Source organism: Desulfotalea psychrophila LSv54 (assembly GCF_000025945.1).
GTDB classification, from domain to species: Bacteria; Desulfobacterota; Desulfobulbia; order Desulfobulbales; family Desulfocapsaceae; genus Desulfotalea; species Desulfotalea psychrophila.
Genome location: NC_006138.1, coordinates 2,669,117 through 2,689,181 on the forward strand (window position 1 = coordinate 2,669,117; position 20,065 = coordinate 2,689,181).

Sequence of the window (20,065 nt, forward strand, 5' to 3'; positions counted from 1 at the left end):
CCTGATACATCTCATGTAAAGATGGAGAGAACATAATGAAAAATGTAGATAGATTTGCCTGGCAACGACAGCCCCGGACAGAGACCTACCTGGTAAGTTTAATAACAGATCTGGCAGAAAAAAATCCGCTCATTGGTAAACTTGATAATAAATTACAGACCATTACCTCGACAAGGATGCTCGACTGGCTGGATCATATTGTGGCCGAGGATTCGCTGCTGCTTCGTCAACGTCTTAGTCAGTTGGGCTTTACCGAAAAAAGATCCCCTACAGGGAGCATTTTTTCCCCTCATGGCGTGAGCCTACCCAAAATTATTCTACCAGAATCAGTGAAAAGATCTCCTCCGGGTATCGCCCTAAAGGTAGACTCCATCGCTGATTTTCTCCAGTGCAACAGTCTCAGCGGTGAAATTGAGGGTACCCCCTTGGCCCAGGTACGAAAGTGCACGGCCTCCCGCAAGAATGGCACAGCCCTTTATGCGGTGGAACGCAGGGGCAGTGATGCTCTACCCCCAGCCCATATTGAAATTGATCCAGCCCGATATCTGCAGGCAATAGAAAAATGGCAGCGCCTGCCCAGGTCAGGGCCTGATCGCGATCAGACCTTTGCCCTGATAGTTCATACTGCCCAAGAGTTGGTTGAGAGCATGGGCCAAAACCTTGCCGCCCATATTGTCTGTGAAGCCGAGCGACGTTACTGGATGTCACGCAATCAGGCTGGGCGTATACAAAAGATGCGTCAGGATATTATGGGAATGGGATGGGCAAATCATGATCACCATACCTTTCGCAGTTCAAGGAAACACTTTAATCAACTGATCAACCTCTTCACCCTCCTTGGCTTTCATAAGCGGGAAAGATTCTACGCAGGTGCTGAAGCGGGATGGGGCGCCCAGGTAATGGAGAACCCCACAGCAGGCATCTCCCTCTTTCTCGATGTAGACCTGGCCCCGGAGGAGATGGAAGTTGATTTTTCCAGACAGGAACTGGCTGAGCGGGAAGAACTTGGCAGCGTAGGCCTGTGGTGCGCACTACACGGAGACTCGATTCTCGGTGCCGGCATGCACCATCTGGCGGCAGCCTTTCTCTTTGCTGATCTCCCCACCGACCTGGCAGGCTATAATATTAACTTTATGGAACCGTTTAGCGATTTTCCCTATCTCAAACAGGCATTTAGTTCGGGAGAGCGCTGGGACACTGATCCGGAGGTGGTACAAGGCCTGCTTAAAGATAGGCTTATCAGCGAAAAGCAGGCAGATCGATTCCTCGACAAGGGGGCCATTGGCAGCCATTTGGAGAATATTCAGCGCCGGGATGGCTATAAGGGCTTTAACCAAGAGAACGTCAGCGTCATCATAGCGGAAACTGATCCCCGAAGGGTTGCTGATGTTAGAGGGGACCTGCCCCATCACTGGTCGAAAATGCCGTAACTTCTTTGTTGTAAGGGCATGCCCTACAGGTTTTCAACCGGCATAAGCATGGTTGATATCAAAAAAAAGTCTATCAGATCATGGATCTTCAACCTTTGTAATCTTAACCGAAAAGAGGGGCACTGGCTGGGGGCTACAAGATCAGCCTCTCAGCAGCTCCGGTCGGTTCCACAGACAATACGAGCAACAAATGCTGAGCCTGGAGAGGATGAAAGGCCTGCTTGAGAACAGGTTCATTAGCGGGACCACGTTGAACAATTTCCTAGCTACATGTTTGATTATCTGTGGATTATTTAAACAAAAACCTTTCTCTAAACCACCCAAGTTGCAACGTTGGTAAAAAGAATATCTTTAAACCATATTTGTATTGAAATGGTCGGTATTTATTTAGAGTATCGGTAAAATTTAACAATTTTTTCTCATCTTCGTCATAGCCTTGTTCTATTTTTATTTCTATGACCAAAAGATTATTCTCAAGTTCAAGCCTTCCACGTTTATGTATAACGATATCTGGTCTCTTATGATTTTTGTGAGAATCATGTTTCGGGTCAAGTTCTTCACCCATTTCGTTGTATTCACAATCAACATTAAATCCAGAGAAATACTCTTCTAGATTAACAGCATAACCTATGCGCAGTTGCCCATTCCAGTTTATTGCATATCAGTTCCAGATCGTTGATCTGAACCTTTTTTATTGCCCCTAAGATAATTTTTTCTAAAATTTCGTGTTCCATCATTTTTTTATCCAATGCACTTCATCTTTTATTTAGATAACGCCAAGTTAAATAGCGCACGTTAACGCATCTCAGCTTTAGTCCTTATTGGCTTCTTGAACTTCGAAGCTAGTTTAAATTTTAAGTTGCTTACGGTCTCTTCTCTATCAAAAGAGGCTTGAACTGCAATAATTGGGATACAATTTCTTTTAGCCTCACGCAACTCCCATTGAACCCATTCAGACTCATTAATAGAGTTGGATGACATTAGCAGTAACAATTGAGCTTGCGATAGCATCTGTTCTACGTGGCGTTGCTTGTCTATTGAGTCGTTATGTAACAAGTCGATGTAATAAGACCCGTATTCTGAAAGCACCTCGGACACACTCTCTAATAGTTTACGATCAATATAGTGATCTCTAGTGGTATAACTAACGAATATTCCCATGTCACTTACCAATCCAATTCATAAAAAATGCAAACCAGCCTATAAGCCCTAGTGTCGATAAAGCATAGTAAAGAGACATTGAATGATTAAATGCCGCACCTAGCCAGCTTACTCCTAATTGTTCAGGTTGATAGTTGTCAATTAAATTTCTTTGAGCTATTGCTTGCAGTTTCCTGTTCATGGCAATTCTCGTTTTTCTTTGAAAGTAATATGCTGAAAAAATCTGCGACCCAAAACCCGAAGCAAATTAATAGCGGTATGAGAAAATATGTATGATCAAGTTGGTTGTCAGTAAGTTTAACTAGTATAGCTAAAGCGGCACCAATAAGCCCTACACATATTTTTTTGAACTCAAAACAGCTCTTACTAATCTGTAGTGTAGCCTCATGAAGTTGATCCACGCACGCCCAGTCTAATTCGTCCTCACATGTTTTCTTATATTCTGTCATATGTTTTTCGTACTCTAAATTTTTTGGGGTGAAGCTAACGCTTCAAACACCTGCGCAGCTTTGCTGCGTCCGAGTGCTTTGATTTGTTATGCTTTTTTATTATTATTTATAGATGCAAGGACATTAGGTATATCATCAATAGAACATAATGTAATTTGGTTTGAGGCAACGCCGCACTTTTCCAGTTGTCTTATGTGGTTTTTCCCTTCGTCTTCTGAGTATTGACTAACAACCCATTTACTACTTTGGGTCACGTTGGATATCTTTTTAAAATATGGAATATCAATGTCATTTAAAGAATGGCCTATGACCACTACAACCTCGACATTTTCAAGATTTTTGAAGTAACTAAGACTGTAATCTATAATGTCGTCAATCGGCTTCTGAAAAGCATAAAACGGGTACTTAGCTGAACCTTCAGCGTCAGTGAACATGGTACGATTGCTTTCCCAATTTTCATCTAATTCAGGTACTTCTTCCATTGACTCGCCATGTCCAAAAATTAAGCGATCATATTTGACGACACTACCATGAATATGAAAAACTAGATCATCAGATATTCCATAAACCATTTGAAGAATGGATGTGTAGTTAAATGAGATAAATCGACACGCCGATCTAAAGTCAAACTTCGCTTCGACACCATCAATAGAAATGGATTCAATCCACTCCTGAAATTGCTACTGAATGTCATCAACTAAATTGTCAGCCTGCTCTTTGATATCGTCTTCAAGGCCATATGCCATGCTTGGCTTGAATGAATCATCTGAGACGTCAATGAAATTATGGTTATTATAAAATATTTCCCAATCGAACTTGCCAAGAACTACTTCAAAGTTGTTCCACGGATTTTCTGTAATTATGTCAAAACATAGATACTGCTCCAACTCATCAAGATGGGTCTCTGAAAACGCATAGAAGTCAGTGTACTTAGTGGGTAACCCATGCCATAGATCAAATCCGTTACCAATTACATACAAAATTTCCATGTCGATAATTCCCATCCGTAACGATTTGTATATGGGTTCGCATAACGCCTCGTCAACTGGCGCGAGATTGTTGTTTTTGCGTGTTTTTGTTTTGCAAAAATAATGACAGCCGTTACACGTCTGCTTGATTTACCTTATTAAGCCGTTTCTAACTTATATTGTCCTGTGGACATTTTTGCTCTAGTTAATCTAGGACGACATCCTGCTCGTTCGGGCAAATCATTAACCAGGATTTCCAGTTCTCGATAATTATTAGAAGACATTTTTGTACCAGCTATTACCCGAGTAATCATAGTCTGGTCAAACTTATGGATACCCGGCCCTTTTTTCATAGCAAGTACTCTATACTCTGACTCATACTCCCAATCTAATGATTTAGTCAAAAATATTTTTTTTACTGCATTAAAATTTCTAGTACCTGCAATAATGATTGGCATATTCGCAGAGTACTCAACATCCCAACCAAATAGCTTTTTCTCTACGTTGCCCATATGCATATTTTCATTTACGTTGTTGGTAGTAAACTCAACTACAAATCCTGCATGATTATCAGCATAATGCGACCACATAAGGATATTGTCAGGCTTTTTCGTCAAGCAACATATTCCAACATTACCAATAATCCCATCATGAAACACACCAGATTTCAAAGACTTTCTTATACCATCAAGCATTTTATTTTTCTTTTGTATACAACTGGCTGGTGACAACCCTAGCTGCCGACCTACTTCCTTAAATATGTCAGGACGAGATTCTATGTACAGCATCGATTCGTCAATGTCATACGCCGTTTTGCAATCAAACGGATCATTAAATTCTGAGTAATGGCTAAATTTCATAGTGCCTTGGGACAAAATGCATTTTGAGCCATCAGTAAATGGTAAGTATTTATAAAATTTCAGCACAAAGATCCCTCACTTTTACGACTGCGGCTTGGTTATGATTGATCAATGATGATCTTTAATTTAGAATTTTGGCAAAAGCCCAATCAGCGAAATATTGCCATGCTCTTTATACATTTATGGGGGGCTAATGAAATATTCAATCAAGTGCTTCTTTTTTCCAATCAATCATTGATATTTCAGGGATAAATATAGATTTTTTATCCAAATTTCCATCTCCATTTTCATCAATTAACATATACTCTTGCAAACCATCTCCATTTTCATCAACGTTTATTCTTCTGATGATTCGGTCTCTATATACTATCTGAGCAATTGACCCATCATTAGCTTTAATTTTTAAATATTGAATATAGCTTTTTTTAATTACGTCTGAATTGTAAAAACCGTCCCATTGATCAATTACCTTGCCACCTAACCATCTATTTGGATTAAGTTGGCTATTTTTACCAATTTCATGAGTTTCCAATTTAATAGTTGGAGGCCAAATCATACTTACAGATATCGGTTTAAATATAAAATTTAAATTTTCATTGACAGGTGGATAGTTTTTGGCATTGATCGAAATACCAATATTAATTTTTTTTGGAATAAAATGTCTTTTTTTTCATTTACATGGAGACCAATAATTGTTGCTGTATACGCTGGAACTCCATCTGACAAAACCACAAGTATTTCTTCAACTGCAAAAAAAGTTGGAAATGAAAGCACATCAATTGTTGGTAACGGAGTATAATTTTTTGAAACTGACAATAAACCAAAATTGTGCTCGAAAACTAACTTTCCCGGTTCAATTGGAACCTTTTGTTCAGCTTCTGATCTGATATCCAATGATTTATCATAAGTTAATTCAACTTTGACAATTTCTAGGGGCTCATCATTTTTATTCTTTATTGCTAGATTAATCGGCATCCTAATCCTACTTGCGAACAAATCGCTTTCGTTCAAGGTGACTTCGATGTTATTTGTATCGACTAAAAAAATATCACCCTTTTGATCTTTTTTATACCATGCGATTCCTATTTTTAAGTTTTTATACCAACCATTTATTTCCTGACACACACTAAACGCCGAAGATATTAAACCAGCAATTAAAGCTAATCCGCCTATTATAAGCCATACTTTTTTTAACATAATTAGTTTTTTATCGAATTACATTGTTAGTTAATTAAATGATTTTGTGGAATGCCATAATTATGATATACTGCCAAATGCACTGTCCAACAAGTTATTACACAGACCTGTAGCACAATTTTGTCTAATAGAGGCCCATCATACAGTCGTCTTCCGGCAGACAACATTCTTACAGGGGCCAGGAAAGGCTCTCCCTCCCCTCGCAAAGAGTTGCCCCCCTCTTACACTATTAATTGGTTATGAGCAATAATTAAGAGCCTTTATCTATGAACAACAGGGCGAGCCCTTGCCCAGCAGGGATGGATTGGCCTGCCTTGCCCTCCCCCTCTCAGTTGCCCGAACGGAGTGAAGCTGGCGCGTGGGCAGGTCAGGACGGCCTGCCAGCTGCGAGGACAGGAGTCCGTTCGCAACCTTAGTGGAAGCTGAAACGAGAGTGAGGATTAGCAACTGAGCCGGGGCGGCATGGGGTTCGAAGGGGGGAATGCTTCCCCCTTTGGCCAGTGCGGGTGGCAAGCCGCGATCCAAAGCAACTCAAAAAAGCAGCCATTATCAGGGTAAAACCTACCTGATTCTTTTAACTAGTCTGGACGGGAAGTACGGGAATAACCATTAGCTATGGACAACAGAGGCGAGCCCCTGCCAACAGAGGGGGCGCCCTGCCCTCCCCCTCTCAGTTGCCCGAACGGAGTGAAGCTGGCGCGTGGGCAGGTCAGGACGAACTGCCAGCTGCGAGGACAGGAGTCCGTTCGCAGCGTTAGCGGAAGCTGAAATGAGAGTGAGGATTAGCAACTGAGCCGGGGCGGCATGGGGTTCAAAGGGGGGAATGCTGCTGTTTCCCCCTTTGGCCAGTGCGAGTGGCAACCCGCGATCGAGGACAAGCCAATTTTTAGATTGCCCTATCAACGATTAGTCTCAGCGTGGAAACCCCACAAAGTAACACCTTATCATGGTAAAACTTATCTGATTCTTTTGGCCGTCCCTCAGGAAAGGGACACAGACAAAGGCAATTGTGCTGTAATATTCCGGAACAATGGGAAAAGGAGACAGAGCGAGGTGCTGGACACCAGTTTTCATCGTCCCCCTCTCAGTTGCCCGAACGGAGTGAAGCTGGCGCGTGGGCAGGTCAGGACGAACTGCCAGCTGCGAGGAGAGGAGTCCGTTCGCAACCTTAGTGGAAGCTGAAACGAGAGTGAGGATTAGCAACTGAGCCGGGGCGGCATGGGGTTCAAAGGGGGGAATGCTTCCCCCTTTGGCCAGTGCGGGTGGCAACCCGTGATCCGGTGACTTTATCATCAAACTCAGGAAATTTGTTAAATGAAGTAGTTAGCATCAACAGGCTCACCAACAGTTATCTCTGGCACCTGCCCCTGATTGGACAACCATCCTGTGATAGCTTCACGAACCTCTTCAGTCGCAGAATCATAGCGATGGCCTGAGCAGACAAACATACTGAAGTCATCAGGTGCCCCTCCGCCTCCTACGATAAGTTTTCTACTCCGAACCAGGTCAATTAGGTCATCGAGAAACCTAGCAAACTCCTCTTCTGAGTTGGTATTTATTCGGCAATCAAATTGAAATCCATAGACCGCAAATTCAATCAGATACAGTATTTTCGAATCTACCTATTTTGAACCCAATCGCACGCTTACGGTTGGGTTTTCACCCTTGGAAAAAGCTTGACGCAAACATTTAACTAATATACTAGTATACTAGTGTGCATGAGACGATCAAGTCATCGGAGAGGAAATTGACGAAATTTTTAATAAAATTTGTCTGCCTAGGGGTGTCGTCAATATTGTTCACGGGAATCGATCTATCCCAGGAACCTGCCACGATTCGTTATACCCCTTCAGCCGATGCAAATGAAGAAGGCACGAGAAAAGAAGGAAATAATTCTGTTAAGAGTTGTGTCGCACAATAATAATTGTGGGTTCCTCGACGCGGCCACTTCAATTTGAGAAAGCGGCAACTGTTCTCTCACTAAATTTTTTAAAGTATAGAGGTTATACAAAATGTCTCAGTTTCAATATGGATTTATCATCAAAGCTCCCGGTTATACATTTGGAGAAAAAAATCAGGTTTTAGAGTCAGACGCATTCAAAAGCAATATTGTTGGCGTAGGGACAATAGAAGAGGGCTGCGACGCCGCAAAATTGCTTGTTAAAAATGGTGCTACTTTAATTGAACTTTGTAGTGGATTTAAAGCTGAGGATGCGAAGAAGGTTTTTGAAGCCATCGATGGTTCAGCAAAAGTTGGCTATGTTGGTGATTTTTTCGTTAATGCGTAAGTAAATATTGGCATAGTGTGTTACTCTCAGGAGGTTTTTGTTAAAATCTCCTGAGAGTATCTGGCGATACTGTTTACGGTAGTCAAGGTTGGGTAAACGGGATATCAAACATCACAGGTATTGAATAATTTGTTTCACCCTCTTTAACTCAAATTTTGTTTATAGGAAATTCGAATGCTTAGCGCATCTATCCCGGGAAATCACCTCCTCAGAGTCCAAGTATATAACTATCTTGAAAAACAGATGCAACTCGGTAATCTGAAGCCTGGATCTTCGATCAGTGTCAACACAATGATAAAGGAACTCGGCGTGAGCCGAACTCCTCTACGAGAAGCACTCATATTGCTTCAGGAACAAGGTTTTGTCTCCATTCAACCGCAACGTGGAGTGAAAATTAATGCGCTGAATATGGATGATGTTAAAGATATATATGAAATTCTGGGAGGAATTGAATCTAGCATTTTTCTTTCTGTATTTGATAATCTGAGAGAAAAGGAAATTCAACAGATGAAGATGTTGAATAATGAAATTGAATTAGCTCTCGCAAATGAAGATATAATTAGGCACAATCAATTAAATGTCGATTTTCACGATACTTTTTTAGGGTTATCTAACAACAAACGCATGCTCAGATATGTGGGAATTCTTAAGATGCAACTCTATGATTTTCCAAGACGAAATTTTGGCATAAAGTGGAACAATAACAACTTGTATCAACATAGACAGTTTATCCAGCTCATAGAAGAAGGAAAGGCCGTATCAGCAGCTGACTATCTAAGAGATATTCATTGGGACTTTGATCTTCCCGATTCGTTTCAAATCATCTCTGGCGCTGAAGAGCACCGAGGGTAAGCCACGAGCCAGGACAAGCCAACTTTTAAATCGCTCTAGCAATGATTAGTCGCAACAGAAAAACCCAAAACTTACCTGATTTTTCTGGCCGATCTGGACAGGAAGCACGGAAATAACCATTAGCTATGGATAACAGAGGCAAGCCCCTGCTCGGAAGACAGAGGGTGGACGGGCCTGCTCTCCCCTCCCCTCTCAGTTGCCCGAACGGAGTGAGGGCGGTGAGCAGGTCAGGACGAACTGCCAGCGGCGTCTAGGAGTCCGTTCGCAGCGCTAGCGGAAGCTGAAACGAGAGTGAAGATTGGCAACTGGGCCGGGGCGGCACGGGGTTTAAAGGGGGGGGGGATGCTTCCCCCTTTGGTCAGGGTGGCTGGCAAGCCACGATCCATGCTTACCGGTTAAGACAGTGCAGTGTTTTGTTATTAAAAATTTGTGACAAGATTCATGAGCCAATTTGGCCCCTCTCTTCAGCGTCGCCTCCCAAACAAGCAAAGACTTCTAGCAAGCTCTATGCTTCTCTGTTTTCTGGGTCGCTTCTCGACGAGAAGCATCTTTACTGGTGAGAAATGTGGGTCACATTTTTTTTCTTCGTTCGATTTTTCTTCCTCTGGAGATTGAGAGCAGTTACAAAGCGTTCTAAATCAACTACATACCAGGCAACCGCATTCAAGGCACCATCCTCATCCTGAAATTCTATCTTAAGTAAGCGCTTGTTAATCGATTTGCCTAAAAAGCTCGAAGGCGTCACACACCTTTTTATTTTTTTAAGAGGAATACAGAGTTCCATCTTGGGCTGTAATCTCAAAAAATACAACTCTCTCTGAGCAAGAACAAGAACACCATTTCCTCTGGTTTGCTTCCCTTTGAACACTTCCATACCAAAATACTCGGCAAAATTATCATGGCAGAGGATGTCTCCGGAGCTGTATCTTTTAGCTAAAGTCTCACGAGATCCTTTACGAATCTTATCCATTTTTAAAAGAAGTACCACAAATCCGACCACAAGCAGCACGCCTATGGCGATCCATAGAATCGTTGCAGTGCTGTTCAACCAAGCCCCCCCTATACCAGTTGCTCCAGAATCCATTTTTCCTCACCTTATTTATAAATGTATGAACCTATCATTACTGTACACATATGCCTAGCGGGAACTCACCGTAGTCTCAACATAAACAGGCCTAACCGAGTTACCTCCCGACAATGCAGGATGACGCAAAAAAAAGCGAAGGATCACCCTAGCTCCTTACAAAAAGTTGTATCTGCACCTGTACTACACAATCATATTATAGGCAATAATTAAGGGTGATTAGATGTGCACAGCAGGGAAGACAGCTCAGCTTTCTGGGCAGAGGATGTGGAGGTCTCTGTCACTAGCGAATTGGCGAGGCAGGAGAGGATGGAATCTAATGCTAAGGAAAAACTTCCGTAAGCTACTCTTATTCAGGCCCTATTTTTTAATAAAAAAGGGCAGGCAACAAGGACAATGCCCGTGGGGACAAGAATAAATATATTCGAAATAAAATATGGCATTAGCATCAGCCCTATACCGCTAAGAAACGGAATAATAGCTGTTTGCCTTTTGCCATAAAGCAAAAGGGCAAGCCCCATTGAGCCAAAAATCACGCCCCACATTAATGTTGATGTATTCATGGCAATGCTCTCATCATATATATTTTTTTACCCCATAAATCGGCACCTAGCGAAACCTGCTCAGCCCCAACCTCTTCCTAACACCTATACAAGCCCATCATATTATGGGGCAGAAGGAGTATGAGCTGACAAGATCCGCAACACCTCTTCACATTTTCTGGCTGCCCGGGCAGCTATTTCCTGCGCCACAGAAAGAACCTCCTCTCTATAGAGAGGGTCCTCGATATCCCTCATATTAATCAGAACATTCTGATAGGCCCCCCAGATCCCGGTTTCCAGGGCCCTGGCCCCGACCAAGGTATCTGAAGCGGAGGCCGGATTGCCATGACGAGCGACCTGACAAAAACTGTCCCAGGCCCCATCGGCCAGGCGCATGGTCCCAAGCGGCACATTGATGGCTGTCTTCAGCCCGGCCTCCATCCTGCCATCACGTCTCTCTCTCTCCTCCTCTGTGGACTGTGGTAGCCGCATCCCTGCCATATAATCGTTAAAGGCCGAGCTATCCCTATCAATCACAGAGATCAGCTGTTGGGTAAGCTGGTGCAGAACGGGAATTGCCTCCTGCATCTGGGGCTGAACCTCCTCGAATTTTCGCACCCCATGGGTAAGTTTGGCTACCATTGAGCCAAGGGCGGTGCCGATGGCCGCAATAGCCGCCGAAGCCGAACCGCCACCCGGGGCAGAGCTACGGGCCGCGATCTCTTCAATAAATTCCCGTACAGTGGCCCCGGCCAGAGGTTCGAGCAGTTTTTCTGCCAGCCGATATTCAATGATTTTTTCCTCTGGCTTAAATTGCGCCACCGAATTGAGACCCAGCCGTTCAATAGCCAGCCGGATTTTCTGCTCCTCTTCATAGATAAAGAGGTCTTCCTTTTCGATATAGTAATCAGCTGCCATAAGAAGAGTTTCAAGAGGCAACAGACCAACAATCTCTGAACCGGCCACCGCCAGGTTTAGGGCCCCTGCCTCCTCTTTCACCTCCTCAAAGAGGAGATGAATGGGTGTTACCCGATAGTCGAGAATATTTGCCGTCACCTGAGCCATATTATACTCCTGCACAAACCAACCCATTGCCCTAACCTCTCGCAGACGACCGGGCGCACCTTCTCCCCTGCCCGCCTCCCGCAGGTTAAGGGCTATGCGGTGAGCCTGATTAGGCGTTGCCAATATATTAACATTATAGGCGATAAGAAAATTACGGGCCCCCGTGGCCGTAATCCCCCAGCTCGGAACAAACTCCGAGGGGCCATAGTCGGGTTGCCATTTTGCCTCTGTCAGGCGGAGAGCCAAGCCCTCATACTCTCCCTGCCGTAAGGCCGAGAGTTCCCGCCGATAATCATGCTCTGCGGCAGCCCCATAGAGATAAAGGGGAATCCCGAGTTCCTCCGCCGCCCTCTTGGCAAATCTCCGGGCCAACTGAACACACTCCTCCATGCTCACCCCGGTAATAGGGATAAAGGGACAGACATCCATGGCCCCAAAGCGAGGATGCTCTCCACTGTGGTTGCGCATATCTATCAGGGTAGCTGCCACCCGGGCCGCGGTCAATGCACCTTCAAGCACAGTCTCCGGGTCACCCACGAAGGTAAAGACGCTTCGATTGGTCGAGCTCCCGGCATCAAGGTCGAGTAAGGTACATCCGTCGGTCTCTTTAATGGCCCTGGCTATTGCCCCTATAATTTTCTGATCTCTTCCCTCGGAAAAATTGGGAACACACTCCACTATCTTCTTCATTGCCCTCTCCTTGGGGAACCTCAAAAAATAGTCTTTTCTTCAAATCTCTACCTTGTATGAAAAAATTTTATCCTCGGAGGTAAACATAGACTCCGATATGACGATGCCTATGGTAAATTTTTTAATTCGCCTCGCAGTCGGGGCTGCTCATTATTGAAAATTCTTAATTTCTCTGCCATCACCAACAAAAACTTAAGAAATGAAATGACTGAGTAAAAAACTCCCCTGCGAAGCGTAAGATTATTTTATTCTTTCGGCGTACTAAAGTACGTCGTAATGATAAAATAACTGCAACAGACAAGCAGATGATGATTTTTTACAAGGTCATCTCAGTGTACTTTCTCTCCTCGTTTATAGACACTGGCAACAGAAGAGACCCCGGCATGATAGGCAAGAACGGCTGGCGTCTCACCTTCCAGCAGAAGAAAATCCGCCTGTTTCCCTCTATCCAAACTACCGACCCTGTCTGCCATATTAAGGGCATAGGCCGAGTTTAAACTTGCCCCCGTCAGAGCCTCGGCCGGAGTCATCTCCATATTGAGGACGGCCAGGCCAATAACAAACTGCATTGACTCAGTAAAACTTGAGCCCGGATTACAGTCGGTGGCCAGAGCCACGGCCACCCTGTTTTCAATCATCACCCTGGCCCGAGCATAGTCCTTTCTGAGACTATAGGCCGTAGCGGGTAGGAGGGTGGCAATCACCCCGGCCTGAGACATGGCCCTTATATTGGTGTCACTTGCCGCCAGCAGATGATCCGCCGAACAGGCGCCCAGTTCAGCGGCCAGGCCCGCCCCGCCAAGATCAGTCACCTCATCGGCGTGGATCTTAAGCCCCAGTCCCATTGCCCGAGCAGCCTTTAATAAAATACGGCTCTGCTCTATGCTAAAAACCCCTCTCTCACAGAAGACATCACAAAACCGGGCAATCCCCTGTTCCCGGACTCGGGGAAGCATCTCCTCCACGATCATTGTAATAAAGGCATCGGCATCTGTTTTATACTGCCCGGGAATGGCATGGGCACCAAGGAAGGTGGCCACTATATCAAGACAGCTGTCTACTGCCACCCGACCAATCACCCTCAGCATCTTCAGCTCATTGTCCGTATCCAGCCCATAACCGCTTTTTATCTCCAGACTGGTGGTGCCAAAGCTCAACGCAGTTTGCACCCGATGGAGAGTACTCTTATAGAGCTCATCCTCACCTGCCAGAGCGACCGCTCGCACCGAGGAGAGAATTCCACCGCCCTCACTCAGTATTTGCAGATAGGAGGTCCCTGCTATGCGCTGGGCAAATTCTGCCTCTCTGGGAGCGGCAAAACACATATGGGTATGGGGATCAACGAAGCCGGGAATCATACATCTGCCCCCACAGTCCACCTCCTCCACCTCTGCTCCCCCCTTGGCCACTGCCAGCACAGCCTCCTCATCGCCCATGGCCACAATCAAACCATCTGCCACCAGCAGGGCCCCATTGGGGAAATGGGCCAGTTTTCCCTGAGCCTTGCCAGCCGACGGCTGACCGCTGTCCATGGGGCTGTATATCCTTGTATTGCGAAAGAGCTGATGTGACATTTCCTGCCTCCTTATTTTCCATCCTGAAACGTCCCTCTCGTCCTGGGGCTCTGTAAAACTTTATCCACCGTATATTGTTTGCCCTTTTCTCGCGCTGACTTCGTTTCTCATTCGGTCACATAGCGCTGCTATGTTTCTTCATTCGTGCCTTGCAGCACACCAAAATGGCTCAACAATATTTACGATATCTAAAGCTCTACAAAGCACTTGCTTATCGTCGTCCGCAAAATTTAATCCTCGGAGATAAGCGTGGTTCGAGCTCTGCCTGCTAGTCTGATTCCGAAAAAAGGAGGGCCACAGCCTCGGCTATCTGGCCTTCATCGGTCTGAAAGGGAATGGTTATCTGGTCATGGTTTTCATTTTCACCGTTATAGGCCATGGCCACCTGCATGGCATTGGGGTTGCGGGCCCAGTTGCGGCGGGCAACACCGCCCATCACATCCCAGGAGATGGCGCTGGCCAGTATCTCATCCACCCGAAGACTGCCATCGAGGACCATGGCGAAACCGCCGTTAATCGCCTTGCCAATTCCGGTTCCGCCACCATTATGCAGGGCCACCAATGACATACCCCGGGCGGCATTACCGGCAAAACAGTGGGTGGCCATATCGGCACAGACGTTACTGCCATCGCAGATATTGGCTGTTTCCCGAAAAGGCGAGTCGGTACCACCCGGATCATGATGGTCACGACCGATAATGATCGGGCCCACCTCGCCCCTACGCACCATCTCGTTAAATTTTAGGGCAATGGCCGTGCGCCCTCCTGCATCGGAGTAGAGAATACGGGCCTGGCTACCGACCACCAGATTATTGGCCCTTGCCTCCTTAATCCACATATAATTATCGCGATCCTCTAACCTGCGATTAGGATCAATACAGGACATTGCCGCCCTATCTGTCTTAGCAAGATCTTCCGGCCTGCCACTTAAACAGACCCAGCGAAAGGGGCCATAACCGTAGTCAAAGATCGGCCCCATAATATCTTCAAAGTAAGAGGGAAAGACAAAACCGTCTTTGCCATCGACACCATTTTTAACAACCTCCGTTACCCCCGCATCAAAGACAGCCTTAAGAAAGGCATTGCCGTAATCAAAAAAATAGGCCCCCTGCTCTGAGAGTTTTTGAATGGCCGCATAATGACGATGCAGGCTCTTATCGACCAGTGATTTAAAGAGGGGGCGGTCGGTGCCAAGCAGACGGGTTCGCTCGGCAAAATCGATTCCCTGCGGACAGTAACCACCATCGTAGACAACATGGCAGGAGGTCTGGTCTGAGAGAAGATCGACCGGGAACTTTTTTTCCGCTAAATACTCAAGGAGATCAACGACATTACCATGGTAGGCAATTGAACTATTATCCCTTGCCGCACGACTCTTATCGGCAATGTTCAAGATCTCGTCTAAATTATCCGAAACCACATCCACCCAGCCCTGTTCTTTACGGGTATTGATCCTGGAAAGATCAACCTCGGCGGTGATAGAGACGGCACCTGCAATCTTTGCCGCCTTAGGCTGGGCCCCGCTCATTCCGCCAAGACCGGAGGTAACAAAGAGCAGACCGGCAAGATTACCCGTCCCCACCCCGCACATCTTTCGCCCACCGTTGAGCAGGGTATTATAGGTGCCGTGGACAATACCCTGAGGTCCGATATACATCCAGCCTCCGGCCGTCATCTGCCCATATGAGGAGACGCCCATCTGGGCTGCAATCTCCCAATCATCAGGATTATCGTAGAGACCGACCATCAGGCCATTACTGATAATGACCCTCGGCTGGTCAGGATCTGATTTAAAAAGCCCCAAGGGGTGACCTGACTGCATCACCAAGGTTTGCTCTTCGCTCATGGCCTGCAGATATTTTTTTATGAGCCGCAGTTGCATCCAGTTCTGACAAACACTGCCAGTCTCGCCGTAGGTCACCAACTCATAGGGATAGAGAGCAATATCAAAATCAAGATTATTGTCAATCATCAGCTGAAAGGCCTTCCCAGCCAAACAGTTCCCCTGATACTGATCGATTGCCTTGGCCTTTATCAACCCATGAGGACGATAGCGATACCCGTAGATACGGCCCCTGCTCTTCAGTTCTTGTAAAAACTCCGGGATGAGGAGTTGATGGTGCTGCTCCGGAATATAACGCAGGGCATTTTTCAGGGCGGTCTCGGTCTGACTCCTGCTCAAGCGAAAGCCACGATCCGGAGCACGGCGGATTCCTGGCAAAAACTCCTCTTGGACCGGCAGCTCATCGGCCAAGCGAATCTTCATCACCCCGGCAATTTCCGCATTATCAATCATTTCACCCTCCCCTGTTTTCAGATTACCCAGCAAACAACAGTAAGCATTTTGAAATAATTGTATCATCCCCTCGCCGCGTATACAAGTTGCTGTAAACTGGCAGTTTCCACTTGATTCAAGCCTGCTTTATCTATACGCTTTAAGCGTGGTTATGAATAAGGTATCCCCCACAGCACAGAGCATCTAACCGCCTTAGCAGGAGACACAGCTATGAACAGCAAAATAGAGATCAAGCCTGGCAGGCTCACTCTGGCAGAACTTCGCAGGATGGCAAAGGCACCGGTCGGGGTCAGATTAGAAGAGAAGTGTAAAGGAAAAATTAATGCCTCGGTCCAAACAGTAGGCGAGGTGATCAGACAGGGGCGGGTAATCTACGGCATCAATACCGGCTTCGGCCTGTTGGCAAACACCATTATCCCAAACGAAGAGCTTGAGCATCTGCAACGATCGCTTATCCTCTCCCATGCGGCAGGTGTAGGTGCTTTCATGGCAGACTCTACGGTGCGGCTGATGATGGTACTCAAGATCAACAGCCTGGCCCGGGGCTATTCCGGAATACGGCTTGAGGTAATCGAGGCCTTAGTACAGCTGCTCAACGCTGAGGTCTATCCATCTGTCCCCCAAAAAGGCTCGGTGGGGGCATCGGGAGACCTCGCTCCTCTGGCCCACATGAGCATCGTCCTCCTCGGTGAAGGTGAGGCCTCTTACCGGGGGCAAAGACTATCCGGGCGGGAAGGTTTAGAGCTAGCCGGTTTATCCCCCATCACCCTCGGCCCCAAGGAGGGACTGGCCCTGTTAAATGGCACCCAGGCATCCACCGCCTTTGCCCTGCAAGGGCTCTTTGCCGCCGAAGAGCTATTTGCCACAGCCATGGTTTCCGGAAGCTTAAGCCTTGATGCAGCCCTCGGAAGTCGCCGCCCCTTTAATCCACTTATTCATGCTGTACGCGGACATAAGAGCCAAATAGATGTCGCCGCCTCCTATAGACAACTCCTTGAACATAGTGAGATCGAACGTTCCCATAAATTCTGTGAGGCCGTTCAGGACCCATACTCCCTGCGCTGCCAACCTCAAGTTATGGGTGCCTGTCTCAACCAGATCCGCAACGCGGCAGAGGTGATCGGCACCGAGGCAAACGCTGTCTCCGACAATCCCCTGGTTTTCTGTAAAGAAAATGACATCATCTCCGGCGGTAACTTCCACGCTGAACCCATTGCCATGGTGGCCGACAACCTGGCCCTGGCCATTGCCGAGATTGGTGCCCTGCCCGAGAGAAGAACGGCCCTGCTCATCGATTCTCATATGTCGGGCCTTCCCCCCTTTCTCGTTGACAAGGGCGGGCTCAACTCCGGTTTTATGATAGCGCAGGTAACCGCGGCGGCTCTGGCCAGTGAAAATAAGTCCCTTGCCCATCCGGCATCGGTTGACAGCCTGCCAACCTCGGCTAATCAGGAGGACCATGTCTCCATGGCAACCTTTGCCGCCAGACGACTCTTGGAAATGGCCGACAATACAGCAGGAATTCTAGCCATTGAGCTGCTTGCCGCCTGCCAGGGAATCGACTTTCGCGCCCCCCTTAAGACCTCACCCCTGCTGGAAGAGGCCAAGAGCATTGTCCGCCAGGTTGTGGCCTTTTACGATCAGGACCGCTACCTTGCCCCGGATATCAAAAACGCCCAGGCGCTTGTTCAAGCCGGGGCCTTCAATCACCTGGTCAGCCGCGATCTCCTGCCAAGTTTTAACAGATAGGATCACCTGGATGTAGGCCAGGGTAATGCCAGGGTCGAGGCAAAACAGAAAAAGCCTCTTGGATATTTTTCCAAGAGGCTTTTTTTTCATTCAGATGAGACTCAAAGCCTACCCTTGCTGACAAATGGGCAGGTTGAAGAGCAGACAATTGGTCCCTCGAAGGTGTGGCAAGGGTGGAGTTCTACTCACCTATATCTTCATTCCACAGCTCAGGATTCTCTTCAATAAACCTTTCCATAAGCTGTCGACACTCCTCACTATCAACCACCACCACCTCTACCCCCTGTGACCTCATATAATCTTCCGGGCCGCAGAAAGTACGGTTCTCACCAATGACTACCCTGGGAATTCCATAGAGTAGTACCGCCCCACTGCACATATCACAGGGAGACAGAGTCGAGTAGAGTGTTGCCCGGCGATAATCGGCTGCTTTAATTCGGCCCGCATTTTCCAGGCAATCCATCTCTGCATGCAGTACCACACTGCCCCTCTGCACTCGCTGGTTGTGACCGCGCCCAACTATCTGACCATCAATGACCAGTACCGAGCCAATGGGTATACCACCGGTGGCCATCCCCTTCCTGGCCTCTGCAACTGCTACCGCAAAAAACTTATCCATAAGTAATCCTCTGATGAGTTATTGATTGGAGCTAAGACAGATCATTTTGGTCCTTCAATCCTGACCAGTTCAAGCATGGCACCCATGATATAGCGAATCATGCCGTTTAACAAATAGCTGGCAAGCAGATACAGCCATTACAAAGAGGAGTCCTATCTGTTCGCGGGCCAGGGGGCGAGCGGCGCATACTCGTTTAGGGCATCGGCTTCAGCCCTGCAGTCACCTGTGGGTGGAAGACCCTTGGTGCGAAAGGCCTTGAGTTCAGCCTTGGCAACCTCTATCTCGGCCAGAAAAGCTGGATCGGCGTGTAACCTGGCAACCACAGCGGCACCCATGATTCGGCCCATCATCACATCGCTCTGCCAATGAGCATTACAGACTATCCGGCTCTGACCAAAAGCCCAGCCACGGGCCAGGATCGCATCGGTCTGTTCGGGAGATACCTCAACCAGAATAAGGGTCCAGGCCCATCCTATGGACGTATGACCAGAGGGATAGGAGCCGGACTTTTTCAGCTGCTCCTCCTGCTGCGGAGTACAGACAGGCTCGCCATTGACCACAAAGGGCCGGGTTCGCCTGTAGTTATCTTTGGCCTTATCGGTAGAGAGCGCCGCATCAGTAAGAGTATGGCGCAAAAGCATATAGAGATGGGGTGTCTCTTCCTCGCTGATGGGGACACCCAGAGCACAGGAAAAGGCCTCCGCTGCCTGAGGAAATGTTAACCTGGCGTCCCGTGCCGCCAAGGTCCAACGAGCTGTATCCCGCAGGGTGAGGCTCTGCTTGCTCACCTCTCTATCAAGGGCAAAGGCCGTTGACTCTTTAGCGGGAGGTTGAGGAAGAAGAGCCAGGCTATCTGGTAGCGTGTCAGTTGCTAAATATCCATCTAAAAAAACCAGCTTCGGTATCGGTTGCAGATCGTTCTGCTTTTCCACCCCTGCACAGCCTGCCAGCAGGAACATGCACATTACAACGATACTGATTTTAATTCTCTTCATCCTTCCTCTCCCTTATTGCCTGTAGCTATATTACGTTCACCGACCAGTTTACGAGTCCATATTAAATGCTTTGTTTGCACTTATTATGTTACTCCGCAGGGACATTCCCTCGCAAACTATTGTATCATGCTCTCTGGGATTTTCTCTAGACATAATTCATAGAGACAATGATAAAGCAGCATTAGACGGGGGATCGGAGACACTGCGACCTTCCGGTCAGACGGTGGCATATCTGTGTCCCACAGC

At 46.9% G+C, this 20,065-nt stretch carries 18 protein-coding genes and 1 pseudogene; 4 read left to right on the top strand and 15 right to left on the bottom strand.

Annotated features, from left to right (window positions below):
- The first annotated feature begins 35 nt into the window (after positions 1-35).
- Complete coding sequence (locus DP_RS11850; RefSeq protein WP_011189576.1) at positions 36-1,430, top strand: hypothetical protein; 1,395 nt, start codon at positions 36-38, stop codon at positions 1,428-1,430.
- Between the two features lie 289 nt (positions 1,431-1,719).
- Here DP_RS11850 and DP_RS11855 read toward each other — a convergent pair whose 3' ends face one another.
- The 8 genes and pseudogenes from DP_RS11855 to DP_RS17575 all read right to left on the bottom strand — a co-directional run bounded on the left by DP_RS11855 (position 1,720) and on the right by DP_RS17575 (position 7,675).
- Positions 1,720-1,995: a hypothetical protein gene (locus DP_RS11855; RefSeq protein ID WP_041277949.1), complete on the bottom strand. Its 276-nt coding sequence runs from the start codon at positions 1,993-1,995 to the stop codon at positions 1,720-1,722.
- Positions 1,996-2,225: 230 nt separating this feature from the next.
- Entirely contained in the window at positions 2,226-2,591 is a 366-nt protein-coding gene (locus tag DP_RS19265; protein WP_041277950.1) for a TIR domain-containing protein, read from the bottom strand.
- 1 nt (position 2,592) lies between these two features.
- Complete coding sequence (locus tag DP_RS18390) at positions 2,593-2,772, bottom strand: hypothetical protein (protein ID WP_198408687.1); 180 nt, start codon at positions 2,770-2,772, stop codon at positions 2,593-2,595.
- A gap of 354 nt (positions 2,773-3,126) precedes the next feature.
- Positions 3,127-4,044 (bottom strand): annotated as a pseudogene (locus DP_RS18640) (bacteriophage abortive infection AbiH family protein).
- A 122-nt stretch (positions 4,045-4,166) separates the two neighbouring features.
- Positions 4,167-4,934, bottom strand: a complete 768-nt coding sequence (locus DP_RS11875) for a DUF2971 domain-containing protein (RefSeq protein WP_011189581.1) — start codon at positions 4,932-4,934, stop codon at positions 4,167-4,169.
- Positions 4,935-5,070: 136 nt separating this feature from the next.
- Positions 5,071-5,400 carry a hypothetical protein gene (locus DP_RS11880; protein WP_156792285.1) on the bottom strand — a complete coding sequence of 110 codons (330 nt, stop codon included), beginning with the start codon at positions 5,398-5,400 and terminating at the stop codon, positions 5,071-5,073.
- A gap of 53 nt (positions 5,401-5,453) precedes the next feature.
- Positions 5,454-6,065, bottom strand: coding sequence for a hypothetical protein (locus DP_RS11885; RefSeq protein ID WP_011189583.1), 612 nt, complete (start codon positions 6,063-6,065; stop codon positions 5,454-5,456).
- Between the two features lie 1,310 nt (positions 6,066-7,375).
- Positions 7,376-7,675: a 50S ribosome-binding protein YggL gene (locus tag DP_RS17575; protein ID WP_083818984.1), complete on the bottom strand. Its 300-nt coding sequence runs from the start codon at positions 7,673-7,675 to the stop codon at positions 7,376-7,378.
- 402 nt (positions 7,676-8,077) lie between these two features.
- Here DP_RS17575 and DP_RS11900 point away from each other — a divergent pair, with 402 nt between their 5' ends.
- Complete coding sequence (locus DP_RS11900; RefSeq protein WP_011189587.1) at positions 8,078-8,353, top strand: DUF6506 family protein; 276 nt, start codon at positions 8,078-8,080, stop codon at positions 8,351-8,353.
- 174 nt (positions 8,354-8,527) lie between these two features.
- Positions 8,528-9,205, top strand: coding sequence for a GntR family transcriptional regulator (locus tag DP_RS11905; RefSeq protein ID WP_011189588.1), 678 nt, complete (start codon positions 8,528-8,530; stop codon positions 9,203-9,205).
- 550 nt (positions 9,206-9,755) lie between these two features.
- Here DP_RS11905 and DP_RS17020 read toward each other — a convergent pair.
- The 5 genes from DP_RS17020 to DP_RS11930 all read right to left on the bottom strand — a co-directional run bounded on the left by DP_RS17020 (position 9,756) and on the right by DP_RS11930 (position 16,456).
- Complete coding sequence (locus DP_RS17020) at positions 9,756-10,289, bottom strand: hypothetical protein (RefSeq protein ID WP_011189589.1); 534 nt, start codon at positions 10,287-10,289, stop codon at positions 9,756-9,758.
- Between the two features lie 353 nt (positions 10,290-10,642).
- The gene (locus DP_RS11915; protein ID WP_011189590.1) at positions 10,643-10,852 is read right to left on the bottom strand and encodes a hypothetical protein; all 210 of its coding nucleotides are present in this window, start codon (positions 10,850-10,852) and stop codon (positions 10,643-10,645) included.
- Between the two features lie 102 nt (positions 10,853-10,954).
- Positions 10,955-12,586 carry a glutamate formimidoyltransferase gene (ftcD, locus tag DP_RS11920; protein WP_011189591.1) on the bottom strand — a complete coding sequence of 544 codons (1,632 nt, stop codon included), beginning with the start codon at positions 12,584-12,586 and terminating at the stop codon, positions 10,955-10,957.
- Between the two features lie 329 nt (positions 12,587-12,915).
- The gene (hutI, locus tag DP_RS11925; protein ID WP_011189592.1) at positions 12,916-14,160 is read right to left on the bottom strand and encodes an imidazolonepropionase; all 1,245 of its coding nucleotides are present in this window, start codon (positions 14,158-14,160) and stop codon (positions 12,916-12,918) included.
- Positions 14,161-14,428: 268 nt separating this feature from the next.
- Positions 14,429-16,456: a urocanate hydratase gene (locus DP_RS11930; RefSeq protein ID WP_041277952.1), complete on the bottom strand. Its 2,028-nt coding sequence runs from the start codon at positions 16,454-16,456 to the stop codon at positions 14,429-14,431.
- A gap of 210 nt (positions 16,457-16,666) precedes the next feature.
- Between DP_RS11930 and hutH the strand changes: the two genes are divergently transcribed.
- Positions 16,667-18,205: a histidine ammonia-lyase gene (hutH, locus tag DP_RS11935; RefSeq protein WP_011189594.1), complete on the top strand. Its 1,539-nt coding sequence runs from the start codon at positions 16,667-16,669 to the stop codon at positions 18,203-18,205.
- 181 nt (positions 18,206-18,386) lie between these two features.
- On the opposite strand, the gene DP_RS11940 is transcribed toward hutH, so the two are convergent.
- Both DP_RS11940 and DP_RS11945 read right to left on the bottom strand, forming a co-directional pair.
- Positions 18,387-18,824 carry a nucleoside deaminase gene (locus DP_RS11940; protein WP_011189595.1) on the bottom strand — a complete coding sequence of 146 codons (438 nt, stop codon included), beginning with the start codon at positions 18,822-18,824 and terminating at the stop codon, positions 18,387-18,389.
- Positions 18,825-18,976: 152 nt separating this feature from the next.
- Positions 18,977-19,819 (bottom strand): acid phosphatase, encoded by an 843-nt coding sequence (locus DP_RS11945; protein ID WP_011189596.1) that lies wholly within the window; start codon positions 19,817-19,819, stop codon positions 18,977-18,979.
- Positions 19,820-20,065: the final 246 nt, after the last annotated feature.

Bases quoted from the DNA above. Each gene is read 5' to 3' on its own strand.
- hutI (WP_011189592.1), bottom strand. From the start codon at position 14,160: ATGTCACATCAGCTCTTTCGCAATACAAGGATATACAGCCCCATGGAC.
- DP_RS11930 (WP_041277952.1), bottom strand. From the start codon at position 16,456: ATGATTGATAATGCGGAAATTGCCGGGGTGATGAAGATTCGCTTGGCC.
- hutH (WP_011189594.1), top strand. From the start codon at position 16,667: ATGAACAGCAAAATAGAGATCAAGCCTGGCAGGCTCACTCTGGCAGAA.
- DP_RS19265 (WP_041277950.1), bottom strand. From the start codon at position 2,591: ATGGGAATATTCGTTAGTTATACCACTAGAGATCACTATATTGATCGT.
- ftcD (WP_011189591.1), bottom strand. From the start codon at position 12,586: ATGAAGAAGATAGTGGAGTGTGTTCCCAATTTTTCCGAGGGAAGAGAT.
- DP_RS11945 (WP_011189596.1), bottom strand. From the start codon at position 19,819: ATGAAGAGAATTAAAATCAGTATCGTTGTAATGTGCATGTTCCTGCTG.
- DP_RS18390 (WP_198408687.1), bottom strand. From the start codon at position 2,772: ATGAACAGGAAACTGCAAGCAATAGCTCAAAGAAATTTAATTGACAAC.
- DP_RS11915 (WP_011189590.1), bottom strand. From the start codon at position 10,852: ATGAATACATCAACATTAATGTGGGGCGTGATTTTTGGCTCAATGGGG.
- DP_RS17020 (WP_011189589.1), bottom strand. From the start codon at position 10,289: ATGGATTCTGGAGCAACTGGTATAGGGGGGGCTTGGTTGAACAGCACT.
- DP_RS11885 (WP_011189583.1), bottom strand. From the start codon at position 6,065: ATGTTAAAAAAAGTATGGCTTATAATAGGCGGATTAGCTTTAATTGCT.
- DP_RS11855 (WP_041277949.1), bottom strand. From the start codon at position 1,995: ATGGGTGAAGAACTTGACCCGAAACATGATTCTCACAAAAATCATAAG.
- DP_RS11900 (WP_011189587.1), top strand. From the start codon at position 8,078: ATGTCTCAGTTTCAATATGGATTTATCATCAAAGCTCCCGGTTATACA.
- DP_RS11850 (WP_011189576.1), top strand. From the start codon at position 36: ATGAAAAATGTAGATAGATTTGCCTGGCAACGACAGCCCCGGACAGAG.
- DP_RS11940 (WP_011189595.1), bottom strand. From the start codon at position 18,824: ATGGATAAGTTTTTTGCGGTAGCAGTTGCAGAGGCCAGGAAGGGGATG.
- DP_RS11905 (WP_011189588.1), top strand. From the start codon at position 8,528: ATGCTTAGCGCATCTATCCCGGGAAATCACCTCCTCAGAGTCCAAGTA.